Genomic DNA, 16,761 nt, shown 5'->3' with positions numbered 1-16,761 from the left:
CAACGTGAAAACAGATACGATATTTTATCGCTTGTTCCAAAGCTTCCCCAGTATATTCTTTGAACTAATCGACGAACCACCCGAAACAGCGATCGCTTACCAAGTCTCATCGGTTGAAGTCAAACAACTCGCTATTGAATTCTGTGTGTAGGCGTGGATGAATAAGCGGCGTTTTTGCACCCCCGCACTCATTGAATCCAGGAGCCAGGAGCCAGAATATTCTGAATTCTGACTTCTGGATTCTTCTTACTCTCAAGCCATCTGCCACGTTCTTGTTACTGCCACTAAATCTACGTAGAGTAGCCTGTTCATCTTTACATTCAGGACAGGCTTATGAACTTGGTGTGAAAAAATTTTAGCCATAGATGATAGTTCTTGGATAAGAGTGGGTACTTTTATAACAGGAGGCTTGCTGATACTTAAGTATTTATCCGCAGCAAACATTCAAATATGGCTGGTTCTGGGGAAGAATACATGATCGCCCGTCGCAAACAGCTAGAGCGGCGAAAAAAAATAGTAACCTGGATATCCTTTGTGTCTTTCTTTGGCTCTACAGGCTTTGCAGCAATTTCTGCACTAGTACAGGCTATTCAGAATCCACCACAAGCTCAAGTTGCGTCTGCTGCACCATCATTGCAGCAACAGGCACGGGGATTTGAGTCAGTGTTACAAAGAGAACCTGAAAACCGAGTAGCTTTGGAGGGGTTAGTAAAAATACAGTTACAGTTGCAGGATGGCAAGGGTGCGATCGCTCCTTTGGAAAAGCTGGTGAAACTGCATCCTGAAAGGCAAGATTACAAAATGCATTTGGAGCAACTGAAGAAAGATGTAGGGAAAGGAGAGGTAAAAGGCGATCAATAAATATAAAAATTTTGATAAAGGAGACAATACATGAATAATAATTATGATATTCCAGGAGTTACTACTTTTGAATATACAAAAATAATTGGTTTAGGAAATATTGACTTTGGCAAAAATATAATAATAGATGATTTTGTTTTTATATATGCTAAAACAAAAATCAAAATAGGTAATTATGTACATATTGGTTCATTCACTTCTATCACAGGTGGTGAAAAATTCACGATGGAGGATTTTTCTGGATTATCTTCTGGAGTTAGAATTTTTACCGCTTCAGAAGATTTTCAAGGATGCGGATTTGGAAATCCTACACTTGACGAAAAATATAGAAACACTAAGAGATTACCTGTACATATAGGAAAGTTTTGTTTAATCGGAGCAAATAGTGTTATTTTACCAGGCGTTACCGTTGGTGAAGGAGCTACAGTTGGTGCAGGCTCGGTTGTTACCAAAAACTTAGAACCGTGGGGAATATATGTAGGAAATCGCAAAATCGGTGATCGAGATAAGTTAGGCGTCCTTGAAAATTACAACAATTTTTTATTAGAAAATAGAATTCCTACAGATTAACCGAATAACTTATAAATGTATGATTCATATTAAAAAACACTTCACTGATTTAGCTATTTTTGGTGATACACTCACATTAAATGATAAATTGTATGTCGGTCGTCCTAATATAGGCAACCGCGATCGCCTTTTAAGCCGTATAAACGATATTCTTGATAGAAGATGGCTGACTAATCACGGCCCTTACGTGCAGGAATTTGAGCAGCGTATTGCAGATTTGGTTGGAGTTAAACATTGTATTGCTACCTGTAATGCAACAGTTGGATTAGAATTGGCTATTCGAGCCTTAGAACTAAAAGGTGAAGTAATTGTTCCCTCCTTTACATTTATTGCAACGGCTCATGCTCTCCAGTGGCAAGAAATTACCCCTGTTTTTTGTGACATTGATCCTCAAACTCATACAATTAACCCTTGGCGTATAGAAGCCATGATTACCCCTCGCACAACAGGAATTATCGGAGTTCATGTATGGGGACAACCTTGTAACATCGAAGCTTTAACAAAAATTTCTCAAAAACATAATCTTAAATTGCTATTTGATGCAGCTCATGCTTTTGGTTGTTCTTATAAAGGACAGATGATTGGTAATTTTGGAGAAATTGAGGTTTTTAGCTTCCATGCTACCAAATTTATAAATTCTTGTGAGGGAGGAGCAATTGTTACCAATAACAATGAACTAGCGAACAAAATTCGCTTAATGGAAAATTTTGGTTTTGCTGGTATGGATAACGTTATTTATATTGGTACAAATGGCAAGATGAGTGAAATGTCAGCAGCAATGGGATTAACTTCCCTGGAAAGTATGGATGAGTTTAGTGAAGTAAACTATCGCAACTACAAATACTATCAACAAGAACTTGGAGGTATTCCTGGTATTTCCTTATTTAAATTCAATGAGCAAGAAAAGTGTAACTATCAATACATTATTTTAGAAATAGATGAATTAGAAACACACATTAGTCGTGATAAACTGCTTGAAATTCTCCATGCTAACAATATTATTGCTCGTCGCTACTTTTATCCGGGTTGTCATCGTATGGAACCCTATCGCTCCTATTTTCCTCACACAAGATTACTATTACCTGAAACTGAAAAATTAGGAGATTGTGTTTTACTGTTACCCACAGGAACATCAATTAATCAAGATATAATCCGGATAATAGCTCAAATCATAAGAACTGCTATTACTGAAGCCAAAACTACTTAATTAATACCAAACCAAAACTTATCCAAATATCTAGAATAGATAGGTTAGATACAAAATATTTTAGGATTTTGTAGACTGAAGATGCCTCCATCTCGTTAAATTATGCTTTTCATTAATAGGATAAACTAAGATATTTTTAACTTGAATAATCAGCACATACAAAATCCCACTAGTCAATACTTTTGTTTATAAAATATATACAAATTAAATATTAAACAGTTTATTTGTATAACAATAACTATTGACTTAATTATTATGAGTAATAACACCAAAACACATCAGCTAAACTTTATTATATCTGCTCCAGCATTTAAATCTGATACGGGTGGAGTTATCGCTCTTTATAATCTCGCCCGAATCATTCATGAATATAAGATTGCTTGCAAAATATTTGATACAGATGGAGCTAAATTACCAAATAATATTTTTGATAATTATGCAACAGAATCTGACCTTAATGAAAATACGGTTGTAATATATCCAGAAGTAGTATTTGGCAATCCTTTAAATGCAAAGTATGTAGTTAGATGGATTCTTTGCGAACTCGGTATTCATTGCCCCCATAATATATATACAACGTGGGGAAAAGATGATTATGTTTATCATTATAGTACATATAATCCTCAACAAAATGTAAACAAGTATAATATTCTTTCCCCATTATATCTTAATCCTGAACTAAAAAATCATGGAAAATCAAGAGATGGATATTGCCACATTATAAGAAAAGGTAACAAATTTCATAAGCCATTAAATTATATTCATCCGTCTGATTCCCTTTTTTTGGATGACAATTTATCTCAAGAAATTCTTATTCATATTTTTAATACAAAAGAATATCTAATTTCTTACGATCCTTATTCTTACATAATTTTTATGGCAGCTTTATGCGGATGTATTCCTATAGTACTGCCGATACGAGGAACTAATAAAAAGCAATGGTTTCAAAGCTTATCTCTTTCAATGTTTTTAGAACAAAATGAACAAAATGAATTAAAGGGAATTGCTTATGGTTTAGAAGAAGTAGAATATGCACAAAAAACATTGCATGAGGTGCGAACTCAACAGAAAATATGGATACAACATGGTAAAGATACTGTTTATCGTTTTATCAATGATATGATTGGCATAGTTTGTGCTAATTCCAAATCAAAAATCTCATTAAATAACTCTAATATTTTACGAGTTACAGATGTATTTTCTATTAGTACATTTCATTTTATCTTAGATAAGAATATTCAATACATTTCAGATATATCTGTTAAGAGCATATCTAATATAGTTGATACTGAGAAACAAGAATTAAACAACTTATCTTTGAGAAATGTTAATCTGATTATTTTCCCTGATTGGAATCAATCAGAAGAATTCATTAGTTTAGAGTTACAAGAAGTAATTAAAGCTCTTGCTACTCATTCTGATAGTCAAAAAACTACTCTGATTATCGACAGCAATAATTTTCCTATGGAGAACGCTGAACTGTTTTTATCCAGTGTCTTCATGGATTTATTAATGAAAGAAGATTTAGATATTGCTGAGAAATTACAAATTTCCTTAATTGAAAACTTGAGTAATATCCAATGGCAAGCTTTGTTACCATATATTAAAGCACGAATTATTTTGAAACATGAGAACCAAGCGCCACTAACAAAATTACTCACCCAAAAACTTCCAGCTTGGGATTTGAATAGCCTAATCGCTCCCACTTCAAAGGTTGAACCTGTTAATTATAAACCTATTTTCAGTATTATCTTCCCAGTTTTTAATACTCCTGAAAGGTATTTAAAAGCTGCAATTGAATCTGTATTAAATCAGACTTATCCACACTGGGAGTTATGTATTGCTGATGATGCTTCTACGGAACCTCATATTAGAAAAATATTAGAAGAGTATTCTCAAGCAGATTCCCGCATCAAAGTTATCTTCAGAAATGAAAATGGTCATATTTCCCGTAGCTCTAACTCAGCTATAGAAATAGCAACAGGAGAGTTTATAGCACTTCTTGATCACGATGACTTATTAACACTGGATGCCTTATACGAAGTAGTACTGCTGCTCAATCAGCATCCAGATGCAGACATGATCTATTCAGATGAAGATAAAGTTGATGACAATAATCAGTTTATTTTTCCTACTTATAAACCAGATTGGTGTCCTGATTCATTTTTATCTCGAATGTACACCTGCCATCTCGGTGTTTATCGGCGATCGCTTGTCAATGAAATTGGTGGCTTTAGAACTGGCTACGAAGGAAGCCAAGATTATGATTTAGTTTTGAGATTGACAGAGAAAACTGAGAAAATATTTCACATACCCAAAATCCTCTATCATTGGCGTCTTCACTCTGGCTCTACATCTGCTTCTACAACTGCAAAATCTTATGCCTATGAAGCAGGATTTAAGGCTTTGACAGATGCGCTTTATAGAAGAGGCGAGAAAGGAAAAGTTTTACCAGACTCTAACATCCCTGGACATTACCATGTTCATTATGAAATAGACTGTTATAAATTAGTTAGCATTATCATTACTGTCAAAGACTTTAACTCGATATTAAACCAGTGCCTAAAATCAATTTTCACTGAAACAGTATATCCGAATTATGAAGTAATAGTCATAGATAATGGTAGTTTAAAATCTGAAGCACAGAAAATTATTGACAAGTGGCAAGTTCAACAGCCCAATCGATTTAAGTACTGCTCTTATAACATTCCCTTCAATTATTCAATACTGAATAATTATTCTGTTGCAAAAGCGAAAGGGGATTATTTATGTTTTTTGAGTAGTGACATTCAGGTTATTCAAAAGGATTGGCTCAATGCAATGGTTGAGCAAGTCCAAAGAAAATGTATAGGTGCTGTTGGTGCATTTTTAATTGATTCTAACAATTCTATTCAACACGTAGGATTAGCACTAGGTTTAGGTAAAGTTGCTAATCATATCTATAAAGGGCTTACTAGAATAGACGAATACGAAACAGGAGCTAATATCGGATTGATAAAAAACGTCTCAGCCGTCACAGGAGATTGTTTAATGTGTCGTAAAGACGTGTTTGAAAGTATTGATGGATTTGATGAAACATTACCTTTTATCTATAACGATGTGGATTTATGTTTAAAGATGAGGGCGAGAGGCTATCGAAGTATCTATCTTCCTCATGTCAAGCTGATTAATCAAGAATTAAACAGTTGGAAAGTTAATTTTAGCCAAGAAGAACGTTTGCAAATTGAAACAACAGCCGCTAAAATGATGCAAGATAAATGGGATAAAGTTCTTGCATATGACCCTTGCTTTAGTCCTCACATAATCGGAAATATTAATTTCCAAAGCCAGGTACAAATCAAAGAAAATGTTCAGATCCAATCTAAACTTATAAAACATAAATCAAGAAATATCTCCACACCTCTGATTAGTGTTTGTATACCTACCTACAATGGCGAAAAGTATATTGCGGAAGCTATTAATAGTGTTTTAGAGCAAACCTATCCTAATGTAGAAATTATTTTATCTGATGATAGTTCTAGTGATAAAACAGTTGAGATCGCTCAATCGTTACAAGAAAAATCATCTTTTGAGTTCTCAATTCTTGAACACAGCCAGTATGGATTAGCTCAAAATTGGAATTTCTGTATTTCTCAAGCTCAAGGCAAATATATAAAATTCTTATTTCAAGATGATCTATTGGAGCCAAATGCTATTGAAGAAATGGTCATAATTGCCGAACAAGATGAAGAGATAGGTTTGGTTTTTTCACCAAGAAAACTTTTTACAAACACTGGCGATACCTACTATGATTCAAATTTTTTAATGTATCACGAGGCTAAGGATGTACATAAAGCTTGGTCAACATTAAAGCCAATTCAATTAGGACTGGAATTATTAGAACATTCAAATATATTTGATGCTCCAATTAATAAGATTGGTGAACCAAGCACAGTCTTAATTAGAAAAGCTGTTTTTGACAAGGTAGGATTGTTTAATCCTGAGTTCTGCCAACTGGTAGATTTAGAAATGTGGTTCAGAATTATGAGCCAATATAAAATCGGTTTTGTTAATAAAGTTCTATCTCATTTTAGAATACATCCACAGCAACAAACTCGTCGTAATGCTGCTTTAAAAGAAACTATCCTTTTAGATTATCTAAAACTTTTTCAGACAATCTATAGCGATACACGCTATCCTCACCTTACAAGACAACAAGCTTTTTACAGCTATGCAACCTTGAGTGAGCAGGATTCTGATTTGCGTCAATCGCGAAAACAACTAGCAGAGCAATGGCTAAATATTTCAGATAATCAGCTAGCAGATATGTACGCGGGTATGCTGGGGAAAACACATAATATGTTACTCAGCAGTAGTATTAAATACACGAGTTTGACTAGCGAAGAACATATTTTTGTTAATAATCTAGTTATATATATTTCTCAAGGTTTTGAGCAGCCACAAGCGATTCAGCATCTACTAGCAGCTATGCTATATTGTCGTGCGGACCAGTTACCATTACAGCATGATCTTTCTCACATACCCAATTGGTTGCTTCAGGACTATCTGCACTTCCTATTTTCTTCTCCAGTCCATTTCCACGAATTGGGAGAAGCAGATAATTACTGCAAACATATTCAGGGGTGGCTTGATTATTTATACGCATCCATATTCAGTAATCCCGATTCTCTTTTGTGGCAGGAAGTAGTTAATACTTTTGCTCAAATTGCTAATTTTATTCCTGTATATTTTAATGAAGTGAATATCAAAGATATCTATGCGAGACGTGCAGAAATACTAGAATTATTCCTAAAAGTTAATGGGTGTGAAGTCAATTATGAATTTGCAGATCGGGCTGTAAATAGAAAAAAAATCCGGCTTGGTATTCTAGCAGCACATTTCACACCAGGTTCTGAAACATTTGCCTATCTCCCTGTTTATGAATATATCAGTAGAGACTTTGAAGTCATTTTGTATTCTCTTCAAGCAACTAGTCATCCACTAGAGCAATATTGTCGAAGTTGTGCAAACTTCTTCAAGCTGCTACCACAAAATTTATCAGAACAAGTAAATACAATTCGTGCTGATGACCTCGATATATTATTTATTGCAACAAATGTGACGGCAGTAACCAATAAAATTTGCCTTTTAGCAATGCATAGATTAGCCAGAATACAAGTTACCAGTGGAGGTTCTGTAGTAACAACCGGAATGAGACATATGGATTACTACATCTCCGGTACGCTTACCGATTCATCACCAACAGCACAAGAACAGTATCGAGAAAAGTTGCTGAAGCTAGAAGGAAGTGCTCATTGCTTTAGTTATGGAACTGAGCAAGGAAAGGAAACTGTCAAAGTTGAACGAGAAAACTTAGGGATTTCTGAAGATACTGTTGTTTTTATCTCTGGCGCTAATTTCTTCAAAATCATTCCTGAACTGATGGAGACATGGGCAAAAATCATTGCTGAAGTACCCAATTCTGTTCTGGTGCTTCTGCCATTTGGGCCGAATTGGTCTAATTCTTACCCCAAACAAGCTTTTATTAATCACCTTAACTCAATATTTTCAAGGCATGGACTAGAAGCCGATCGCTTGCTGGTTTTAGATCCTCAACCAGTACCAGATAGAGAAGATGTTAAGGAATACTTCAAAATTGCTGATGTCTATCTTGATTCTTATCCTTTCGCAGGAACAACTTCACTGGTAGAGCCGCTACAGGTTAATCTGCCAGTAATAGCTAGAACAGGAAATAGTTTTCGCTCTGCAATGGGAGCAGCAATGGTGCAATCACTAGATATTCCTGAGTTAGTTGCAGATAGTGAAGAGTCTTATATACAGTTAGCGATCGCACTTGGTACTAATCCTGAATTACGCCAGCAAAAGAGGGAACAAATTCAGGAGAAAATGCAGCATAACCCCAGTTTTCTGGATAGTCGCTCTTATTCAGCTAAGATGGGCGCTATCTTTCAAGAGTTATTCAACAATTATGTTACTGAAACTCTATGCCAAAACCTGCGTTTAAGAGATACTAACCTAATTATTTTCCCAGATTGGTCGCAGCCTGAAGAGACTTTAGGTGAAGAATTGCAGCAAGTAATTGCAGCGATCGCAAACCATCTAGATACCGAACACACCACTTTACTCATTGATACTAGTAAAATTACTACTGAAGAAGCCGAAATGTTTTTGTCTAGTGTAGCGATGAATATTTTAATGAATGAAGATTTAGATATAACTGAAGGATTAGAAATTTCTTTGGTAGGTAAACTGGCAGATAATCAGTGGAAAGCTTTACTACCTCGCCTGACAGCTAGACTTGTTTTGAAACATGAGAATAAACAAGCATTGACACCAATACTCATACAACAACTTTCTGTTTGGGGATTGGATAACTTAATCACTTCTAGCTTGGTAGTTGCACCTATGTAGTTATAAAAGTCTAATATTGATTCCACCGAAGTGGACTTGAGCTATCAGCCAGAGATTTAAATCTCTGGTATTTTTTTGTTCATGCAAAAGAAAAAAGCCCGCAAAACAACCCGCGTAGGTGGGTTTTGTCTGTATAGCCGCGACTTCCAGTCGCCAGGGTTAGTTTGTCTTAAAGTCTTATCTTTACCGATTTGTACACCACAATATACTATAGCGTACAATGAGGTGAAGTACACCACAAATTTATATCATTCGCAATTTATGAAAACCATATCTATTCAATTACCGGAAACAGTATTTTCTTCACTTCGCAAAAACCCTCAAGAATTTGTTCAAGAAATGAGGATTGCCGCCGCAGTTAAATGGTATGAAATAGGTAATATATCGCAAAATAAAGCTGCAGAGATTGCTGGGTTAACTCGTGTAGAATTTATCAATGCTTTATCTCGTTATCGAGTTGATTTTATGCAATATACTACAGAAGAATTGGCTGAGGAACTGGCGAATGTCGATTAATCGCATTATCATTAATTCTTCTCCTCTGATCGTTCTATTTAAAAGTCAACAAGCACAATTGCTACCACAATTATTTACAGAAATTGTAGTACCGGAAGGTGTGTTTCAAGAAGTCACCAAAGGAGGAGAAGATGATACTGCGTCAAGACAATTACCAACCGTTTCTTGGATACAACGAGTAGAAATTGATAGAATAGCACCTGAAGTAGCAGCTTGGGATTTAGGAACAGGAGAATCACAAGTATTAAGTTTAGCTTTGAAAAACTTAGATTGTGCCGCTATTGTCGATGATAGAGCGGCACGACGTTGCGCTCAATCATTAAGTATTATTACTATAGGTACAGGAGGTTTACTAATATTAGCAAAAAGACGCGGACTGATTTCTAGTATATCTCCAGCAATTCAGGCTTTACGCGATGCTGGTTTATGGTTATCAGATAATATAGTAAATATACTTAAACATCAAGCTGGTGAGTAACAATCTACTTCAGCATTGTAGGTTGAGGTAGTTCATCCATCAAGATACCTTTTCCACATTTGCTCGTAAGCCTTCTCCATCTCACGAGTGAACTGCTTCCCATTCCACAGTGGTGCTGTTTGCCTTGACTGTCGCAGTTTCCAAGTAATTTGCTCTCTTAAAGCTGCATCCTTACCTAAGCGCACACCCCACTCTATATACTCTTCATCCGTCCAAGCGATACCTTCTGTAATACCTGCATTTACCATCATTGTGTAGCTGTTACGCGCTGCAAATTGCTCACCAACTCGCGTTACTAAAGGGATACCCATCCACAATGTTTCTAGAGTTGTTGTAGCTCCGTTATAAGGAAATGTATCCAATACAATATCAGCAATGCCTAAATTAGCACGATGAACTGACTCTAGAGGAACTTGCGGTAAAAAACGCAACCGAGAACAATCCACACCTTCTTCTTCGGCTATTTGATAAAAGAAGCGTTTAATTGCTTCTTCTTCAGCAAGTCCCTTAATTAAAAAGTAGCTGTTAGGTACTTGTTTAATAATTTGCATTTGCCATCTAGTTGTTTCTGGATGGCGCTTATATCCTCTTTGAGCGCTTAGATACACAACAGCATCTCCAGGAATGTTCAAGTCCTCTCGACGGAGAGTTGGTACACCCACCTCAAAACCATCTACTGCGATGTAAGTTTGCGGTAATCTCCAGATTTTCTCTGTGTAGTAGTCTTGTGCATCATCTGGCAATACATAAGGATCTGCAATGTAGTAATCAATTGCAGGTATACCCGATGCATCCCAACCAAGCCAAGTAACTTGAATGGGTGCTGGCTTGAGTGCCATAACTTCGCTAGTAATATCTAGAGTGATGCTATCAAGGTCAATTAAAATATCAATTTCATCCTGATATATCTGTTCAGCAATTTCTAAGCCATTCATGCCTAGTTTGTGAGTTGTTCCTGCCTGTTGTACATACCAATCTTGAAGAAAATCATTGATTAACTTATAGTTTACAAAATAGGTATGAATATCAAAATTATCTCGATTATGATGCTGAAATATCCAACGAGCTAACCAACCAACAGAATGATTCCTGAGAGCGTATGATATATAGCCAATTTTTAATTTTTTATTGGGAGTCCTTAAAACTTGTTTATTAGTAATATTACAACAATAATTTTTTCCTTCTGATTGAGCTAAATCTTTAATATCATTATTAAAAATCTCAGCTATTTTATTATGAATTAATCGAAAATTAGTGGGAGTATCTTTAATGTGAGGTATAGCAAAAGATGGTGTCAGTAACCGCAGGATTCTTCCCTCTTCTAAAGCAATTGGTTGTGCTTGTATAAACTGTTGAAATACAGTTTCTAGCTCCTGGCAAGTTTCACATATCTCTTTCCAATATCCTCCTGCTGACATTAAACCCCTTAATAGTAAATGAAGTGCAAAAATTTTATCCGCTAAACCTTCTGATAGCGAATAACATAACTTAGCTGTTTCTATTCCTTGAGAATAATTGCGAGCATCTTGATAAAAAATAGCTAAATGTCGCAAAATTTCGACATTTTCTGGCTCTAAACGCAAATGTAACTTGAGAAGAGATGATGCTAGTATAGGTTGCTGTAGAGTATGACCAATTTTCAGAGTAGCCGTAAGTAGTATATCGAAGCATTGATAAGTATCAGAGAAATAAGGTAAACAAGCTTCTACTAAACTCAAAACTATTGGATGTAAAGGAATAGTATTTAAAAGTTCCTCTAAAAATTGTCTCAACAAGTTAGCATCAATATTTACACTTTCTTTTTCATTTAAAATTTCAATTAATCCCCAGTCATGCAATTCATTCATTACTTCAAATTTTTCTAGTTTGAGATAAAGTAGAAGAATTTGGAGTAAATTATTAATATCACTAGGAATAATTTCCCTCATATGCTGGCGAATTAACCAGGCTACAGAGTATTCCGTCAGATTTTCCCGCCTTTCAGCTTCTGTTTGTAAAAATTTAAATAGTTCATTTGTCCAAATTTGTAAATGCTCTTCATCTGCCTCTGTTATTGGCAGCATCCAAGTCATTTGAGCTTCTGCTTCTTGTCCTTGTAATAGCAATAATAATCCTAAATGCCAATAATAAGAAATAGTATTTGGTTCTATTGCTATTGCTTGTTCGTATAACTGTGCTGCTTGGAGATAGTTTTCTTGTAGAAAGTATTGATCAGCCAGATGTTGCCAATTATATGTATCAGTAATCATTGAAATTTTCATAAAATAAATATAGGGACAAGATTTGTGAATGACTCACATAATGGAAACAAAGTGGATAGAAGCATCTACCCACTTTGAAAAATATTTAATTTAGTTCAATACACACTACACGAAAAATTAACTTTGTCATGAATTCGTTTAGACAAACTGTATTCTCAGGTAGTAAGCCATTTCTCTACTTATCTCAAAGCAGTGAAGCCAGTGGGGCAAGCAGGCCCGTTTGCAGTAGCAGTAACTGGTGCTACGACTGCACCACCATTAACTCTGGCTTGGTTAGCTTCGCACAAAATAGCTATGGTCGTAGCTTCACTAGTAGCAGCTTGCGTTGCTACACTCACACCACCGACGTAAGTTTTGAGAGGCGCATTACCAACTACTGTTGCTGCTTGGTTAGTTACTAGGCTGGGGTTAGTAGTACCGCCATCGGCAATCGTATATATGTAATTTGTGGTTTGTGTTGCAATACCAAGACCTAATTTACCGAAGTCAGCTTGAGCTGCAAATGCGTTATTTTCCAAGTAGTAAGCTTGTTGTGCGCGGTTCATAGAACCAACATAGGTTTTCGCTTCAGATTGTTTTGCTTTATTAGCTTGGTTAAGGAAAGAAGGTAGTGCAATAGCTGACAGAATGCCGATAATAATAATTACTACCAGTAATTCAATGAGGGTGAAACCTTCGTCTTCTTTCTTTTTATTAAGAATGTGTTGTAAAAACTTGGCTTTCAGTTCGGTTTTCATATCTGTAACTCCTTATGGTGGTGACTGCTTATCGCGTTCTAAAAATAACTTACCCACCACCGATCAATTTCATATCACTCCCACCAAAAAAAATTTTATTTGGTTGTAAGTTAGTGGTTCTTTTCGATGCGAAAACCTGTCTAATAAGCATTTCCAGACTGAATTTGAAAGATAAGTCAATATGGTTCAGTAAACGGTCGCTGTCACTCTATAGATGTGCGGTTGCTTCCCGTGAGGATAGTGGCGTGGCAAGTCTAAAATGTTGCATGATAGCTTTCTTGTGGGATGGGCTTTTAGCCCGTCCGGTGCGGACAAGTTGTCCATACCACAAGATTGATATTTGAGTAACGCATAATTAATTTCTGGTGATATCTAGTTATTCAAATTCAGGCGGCCATAGTTCTGATATTGCCAATTCCCAACCTGGTAGCACATCTGGTAACGTGAGTGTGTCTCCATTCTGCAATACTACTGGAGCTTGGTTGAGTCGGTAAACTGTTACTGTCAACTGGTCAGGATCAATTAGTATCCCGACTGTAGAGCCAAGTTGTAAGAATAACTGAATTTTTTCTTCAAGCGGTTTAATTCTGTCTGATTTTGATTTGACTTCTACCATCAAATCTGGAACTAACTCTACAAAGTCGCGCTTGCTCTTTTTTAGTCTGTCAGCCCGCACAAAAGAAACATCAGGGGCACGCAGGTTTCTTTTTTCTGAGTCGCCCTCTTCCATACTTGGCAGAATGAAGCCTGCGCTAGAACCAGTTACTCGCCCTAATTTGCGCGACATTACCCAGTTATTCAAGAAGGTAATTAAACGAGCACCTATTTCCTCTGATTCGTAATCTGATGGCCCCATAACTATAATGTTCCCTTCTACCAGCTCCATCCGCCATTCTGGATGCTCGCTTTGTAGTTGCTCTAAATCTGCAATGGTGAGGGACATATTACACCAAATAACGCTGCTGTATCTATCATACGCACCTCAACCTACGAAAGCTACAATGTATTGTGTGTGGACAAGAACAGCTGTATAGTTTGCCATTAATAAAATTAATGAAAACAGATGTAATTTTTTATGAACTTATAAAGGAACTACCACAAATATTTTTTGAGCTTATTGAAAAACCTGATAATAATCCCAATATCTACACATTTACTGCATCTGAAGTAAAACAACAATCATTTCGTTTAGACGGAGTGTTTTCTACTATTGAGGGTTTTGAAAATGAACCCTTATATTTTGTAGAATTGCAAACCTACAAAGATGAAGAATTTTACGAACAATTATTTGGAGAAATTTTGGTTTATTTCCGTCAATATAAACCAGCCAATTCAGATTGGTATGTAGTTGTTATTTACGATCAACGCATTCATGAAACCCTGCCTCACCCTCGTTATAGAGTTTTAATGGACACAACATCTACGTTGCATTTATCTAAATGAACTTTCTACTAGGGCTGAGGATACCTTGGGCATAGGAATTGCTAAACTATTTATAGAAACACCTACAAAAGCTACTTCCTTAGCTCAATAGCTAATTAATCAGGTAAGAGAAAACTTATCCGATGAAAATATTCAAAAGAAAGTTTTAGCATTCATCCAAGCTATTATATTTTACAAGTTCCCCAATCTTGCTTTAGAGGAAATTGAAGCTATGCTTAATTTAGATGAATTTAAAAATACTCGGTTGTATGAGAGCATACTAACAAAGACCAAACTAGAAACAAAATTAGAATTAGTTCCAAAACTGACTGAGAAAAATATGAGCATCCAAGAAATAGCAGAATTGCTAGAAGTAGATGTTGAAATTATTAGGAAATATCTGCAACAGCAGTCTTAGTAAACGGTGTTGCTGATCCAAAGTATGAATTTGCCTCACGCGGAGCCGCAGAGTCGCAGAGAGTAAGAGTTTTAAATGCCTGATTTTTAAATTTCATACCTCGATTCAGCAACGCCTAGTAAATTAATATGCGCTTAAAGTGCATATTTTTCACGATCGCCCTCATGAGTAAGCCAATACCCTGCATTTAGGTCGAGGTGTCTTCACTATACCGTTTCCCATCGCAGTTTGTTATGCTATATTAAGCGTAGTCGTTATGAGTTTGCGTAACTGTTATGACCAACCCAAGAGTAGAAAATGTGGTAATTATCGGTTCCGGGCCAGCAGGTTACACAGCAGCCATCTACGCGGGACGCGCTAACCTCAAACCAGTGGTATTTGAAGGGTTCCAAGCCGGGGGTTTGCCTGGTGGACAGCTCATGACAACGACTGAAGTAGAGAATTTCCCTGGCTTTCCGCAGGGAATTACAGGCCCCGAATTGATGGATCAGATGAAGGCTCAGGCGGAACGTTGGGGTGCTGAACTATATACAGAGGATGTTGTTGAAGTTGACTTAAGCCAGCGTCCGTTTACTGTCCGCTCTGAAGAACGGGAATTTAAAACCCATAGTTTAATTATTGCCACAGGTGCAACTGCAAAACGATTGGGACTACCTTGTGAGGGGCAGTTTTGGAGCCGGGGTATTTCTGCTTGTGCAATTTGCGACGGTGCTACACCAATTTTTCACGGAGCAGAGTTGGCTGTCGTGGGTGGTGGCGACTCGGCGGCAGAAGAAGCAATTTACCTTACCAAGTACGGTTCTAAGGTGAATTTGCTGGTGCGCTCAGAAAAAATGCGGGCTTCTAAAGCTATGCAAGACCGTGTTTTAAGTAACCCTAAAATCCACGTGCATTGGAATACTGAACCTGTGGATATATTTGGTAATGGTCACATGGAAGGGGTGAAAATCCGCAACAATAAAACTGGTGAAGAAAGCGAACTGCACGTTAGGGGATTATTCTACGCGATCGGTCACACTCCCAATACCTCTTTATTCAAGGGACAAATCGAATTAGATGAAGTGGGTTACATTGTTACCAAGCCTGGTTCCCCAGAAACTAGTGTAGAGGGTGTTTTTGCTGCTGGTGACGTGCAGGATCATGAGTATCGTCAAGCGATTACTGCTGCGGGTAGTGGCTGTATGGCAGCGATGTTGGCAGAACGCTGGTTGTCATCGAGTGGTTTGATTCAAGAGTTCCATCAGGTGTCGCAAACTCCAGATAATGATTTGCAGCCTCAGCCAACTGACCACAGAACTCCCCCTGACACTGAATTTGATATTAATAGGACGCGTTATGAAGGGGGTTATGCTCTCAGGAAGCTTTTCCACGAAAGCGATCGCCTACTCATTGTCAAATACGTCTCTCCTGGATGCGGCCCTTGCCACACTCTCAAGCCAATATTAAATAAGGTAGTAGATGAATTTGACGGCAAAATCCACTTTGTGGAAGTTGATATCGACAAAGACCGAGATATTGCCGAAAATGCAGGCATTACAGGAACACCAACAGTTCAGTTCTTTAAAAATAAGGAACTAGTGAAAGAACTTAAAGGCGTCAAACCCAAGAGCGAATATCGTCAGTTGGTGGAAAGCTATTTGTCATAGTAGTAGTGAGTTTTGAGTTTTGGGTTGACAAAATGTCTCTGGAAACTCAAAATTTTACTTCATATCTTGAACCTACCAGTCCACCATAATAAATTTGATAGGTAAGAGAACGAACCACAAAGTACGCATTAGACGCGTAGCGGCTTCCCGTAAGGGTAGAGCGCAAAGGAAGAAAGAAACAAGAAAATCAAAATTGATTAACCCTATCAAAATTAACCTGGTCGAGTACTACCC

At 36.9% G+C, this 16,761-nt stretch carries 12 protein-coding genes and 2 pseudogenes; 11 read left to right on the top strand and 3 right to left on the bottom strand.

Translation table 11 applies throughout. The features are described 5' to 3' along the window. Nucleotides 1-4: 4 nt before the first annotated feature. The 7 genes and pseudogenes from UYC_RS36345 to UYC_RS0105810 form a co-directional block, all read left to right on the top strand. Nucleotides 5-133 (top strand): annotated as a pseudogene (locus UYC_RS36345) (DUF2887 domain-containing protein); the annotation flags it as partial. A gap of 317 nt (nucleotides 134-450) precedes the next feature. After that, nucleotides 451-861, top strand: coding sequence for a tetratricopeptide repeat protein (locus UYC_RS0105835; protein WP_016879301.1), 411 nt, complete (start codon nucleotides 451-453; stop codon nucleotides 859-861). 30 nt (nucleotides 862-891) lie between these two features. Then, complete coding sequence (locus tag UYC_RS40170; protein ID WP_016879300.1) at nucleotides 892-1,431, top strand: acyltransferase; 540 nt, start codon at nucleotides 892-894, stop codon at nucleotides 1,429-1,431. 19 nt (nucleotides 1,432-1,450) lie between these two features. Continuing rightward, the gene (locus tag UYC_RS0105825; RefSeq protein ID WP_016879299.1) at nucleotides 1,451-2,638 is read left to right on the top strand and encodes a DegT/DnrJ/EryC1/StrS family aminotransferase; all 1,188 of its coding nucleotides are present in this window, start codon (nucleotides 1,451-1,453) and stop codon (nucleotides 2,636-2,638) included. A 255-nt stretch (nucleotides 2,639-2,893) separates the two neighbouring features. Next, nucleotides 2,894-9,049: a glycosyltransferase gene (locus UYC_RS39360; RefSeq protein WP_016879298.1), complete on the top strand. Its 6,156-nt coding sequence runs from the start codon at nucleotides 2,894-2,896 to the stop codon at nucleotides 9,047-9,049. Nucleotides 9,050-9,310: 261 nt separating this feature from the next. Then, nucleotides 9,311-9,565, top strand: a complete 255-nt coding sequence (locus tag UYC_RS0105815) for a UPF0175 family protein (protein ID WP_016879297.1) — start codon at nucleotides 9,311-9,313, stop codon at nucleotides 9,563-9,565. Further along, nucleotides 9,555-10,043, top strand: a complete 489-nt coding sequence (locus UYC_RS0105810) for a PIN domain-containing protein (protein ID WP_016879296.1) — start codon at nucleotides 9,555-9,557, stop codon at nucleotides 10,041-10,043. Before UYC_RS0105815 ends, UYC_RS0105810 begins: the two co-directional genes overlap by 11 nt. Nucleotides 10,044-10,075: 32 nt before the next feature. Here UYC_RS0105810 and UYC_RS0105805 read toward each other — a convergent pair whose 3' ends face one another. The 3 genes from UYC_RS0105805 to UYC_RS0105795 all read right to left on the bottom strand — a co-directional run bounded on the left by UYC_RS0105805 (nucleotide 10,076) and on the right by UYC_RS0105795 (nucleotide 13,984). Continuing rightward, nucleotides 10,076-12,292, bottom strand: a complete 2,217-nt coding sequence (locus tag UYC_RS0105805) for an O-linked N-acetylglucosamine transferase, SPINDLY family protein (protein ID WP_016879294.1) — start codon at nucleotides 12,290-12,292, stop codon at nucleotides 10,076-10,078. Nucleotides 12,293-12,483: 191 nt separating this feature from the next. Continuing rightward, nucleotides 12,484-13,041, bottom strand: a complete 558-nt coding sequence (locus UYC_RS0105800; RefSeq protein ID WP_016879293.1) for a type IV pilin-like G/H family protein — start codon at nucleotides 13,039-13,041, stop codon at nucleotides 12,484-12,486. Between the two features lie 376 nt (nucleotides 13,042-13,417). After that, on the bottom strand, nucleotides 13,418-13,984 hold the full coding sequence (locus tag UYC_RS0105795) for a Uma2 family endonuclease (RefSeq protein WP_016879292.1): 567 nt from the start codon (nucleotides 13,982-13,984) through the stop codon (nucleotides 13,418-13,420). 110 nt (nucleotides 13,985-14,094) lie between these two features. Between UYC_RS0105795 and UYC_RS35335 the strand changes: the two genes are divergently transcribed. The 4 genes and pseudogenes from UYC_RS35335 to trxB all read left to right on the top strand — a co-directional run bounded on the left by UYC_RS35335 (nucleotide 14,095) and on the right by trxB (nucleotide 16,527). Next, complete coding sequence (locus UYC_RS35335; protein WP_016879291.1) at nucleotides 14,095-14,484, top strand: DUF2887 domain-containing protein; 390 nt, start codon at nucleotides 14,095-14,097, stop codon at nucleotides 14,482-14,484. 94 nt (nucleotides 14,485-14,578) lie between these two features. Next, nucleotides 14,579-14,641 (top strand): annotated as a pseudogene (locus UYC_RS40165) (hypothetical protein); the annotation flags it as partial. A 54-nt stretch (nucleotides 14,642-14,695) separates the two neighbouring features. After that, entirely contained in the window at nucleotides 14,696-14,881 is a 186-nt protein-coding gene (locus UYC_RS39355) for a hypothetical protein (RefSeq protein ID WP_016879290.1), read from the top strand. A 275-nt stretch (nucleotides 14,882-15,156) separates the two neighbouring features. Next, nucleotides 15,157-16,527: a thioredoxin-disulfide reductase gene (gene trxB, locus UYC_RS0105785; protein WP_016879289.1), complete on the top strand. Its 1,371-nt coding sequence runs from the start codon at nucleotides 15,157-15,159 to the stop codon at nucleotides 16,525-16,527. The last annotated feature ends 234 nt before the right edge of the window (nucleotides 16,528-16,761 follow it).

The organism is Chlorogloeopsis fritschii PCC 6912 (assembly GCF_000317285.1).
Classification (GTDB): domain Bacteria; phylum Cyanobacteriota; class Cyanobacteriia; order Cyanobacteriales; family Nostocaceae; genus Chlorogloeopsis; species Chlorogloeopsis fritschii.
Note: the sequence above shows the minus strand (reverse complement) of the source record. Positions and strands in the feature narration are given on the sequence as shown.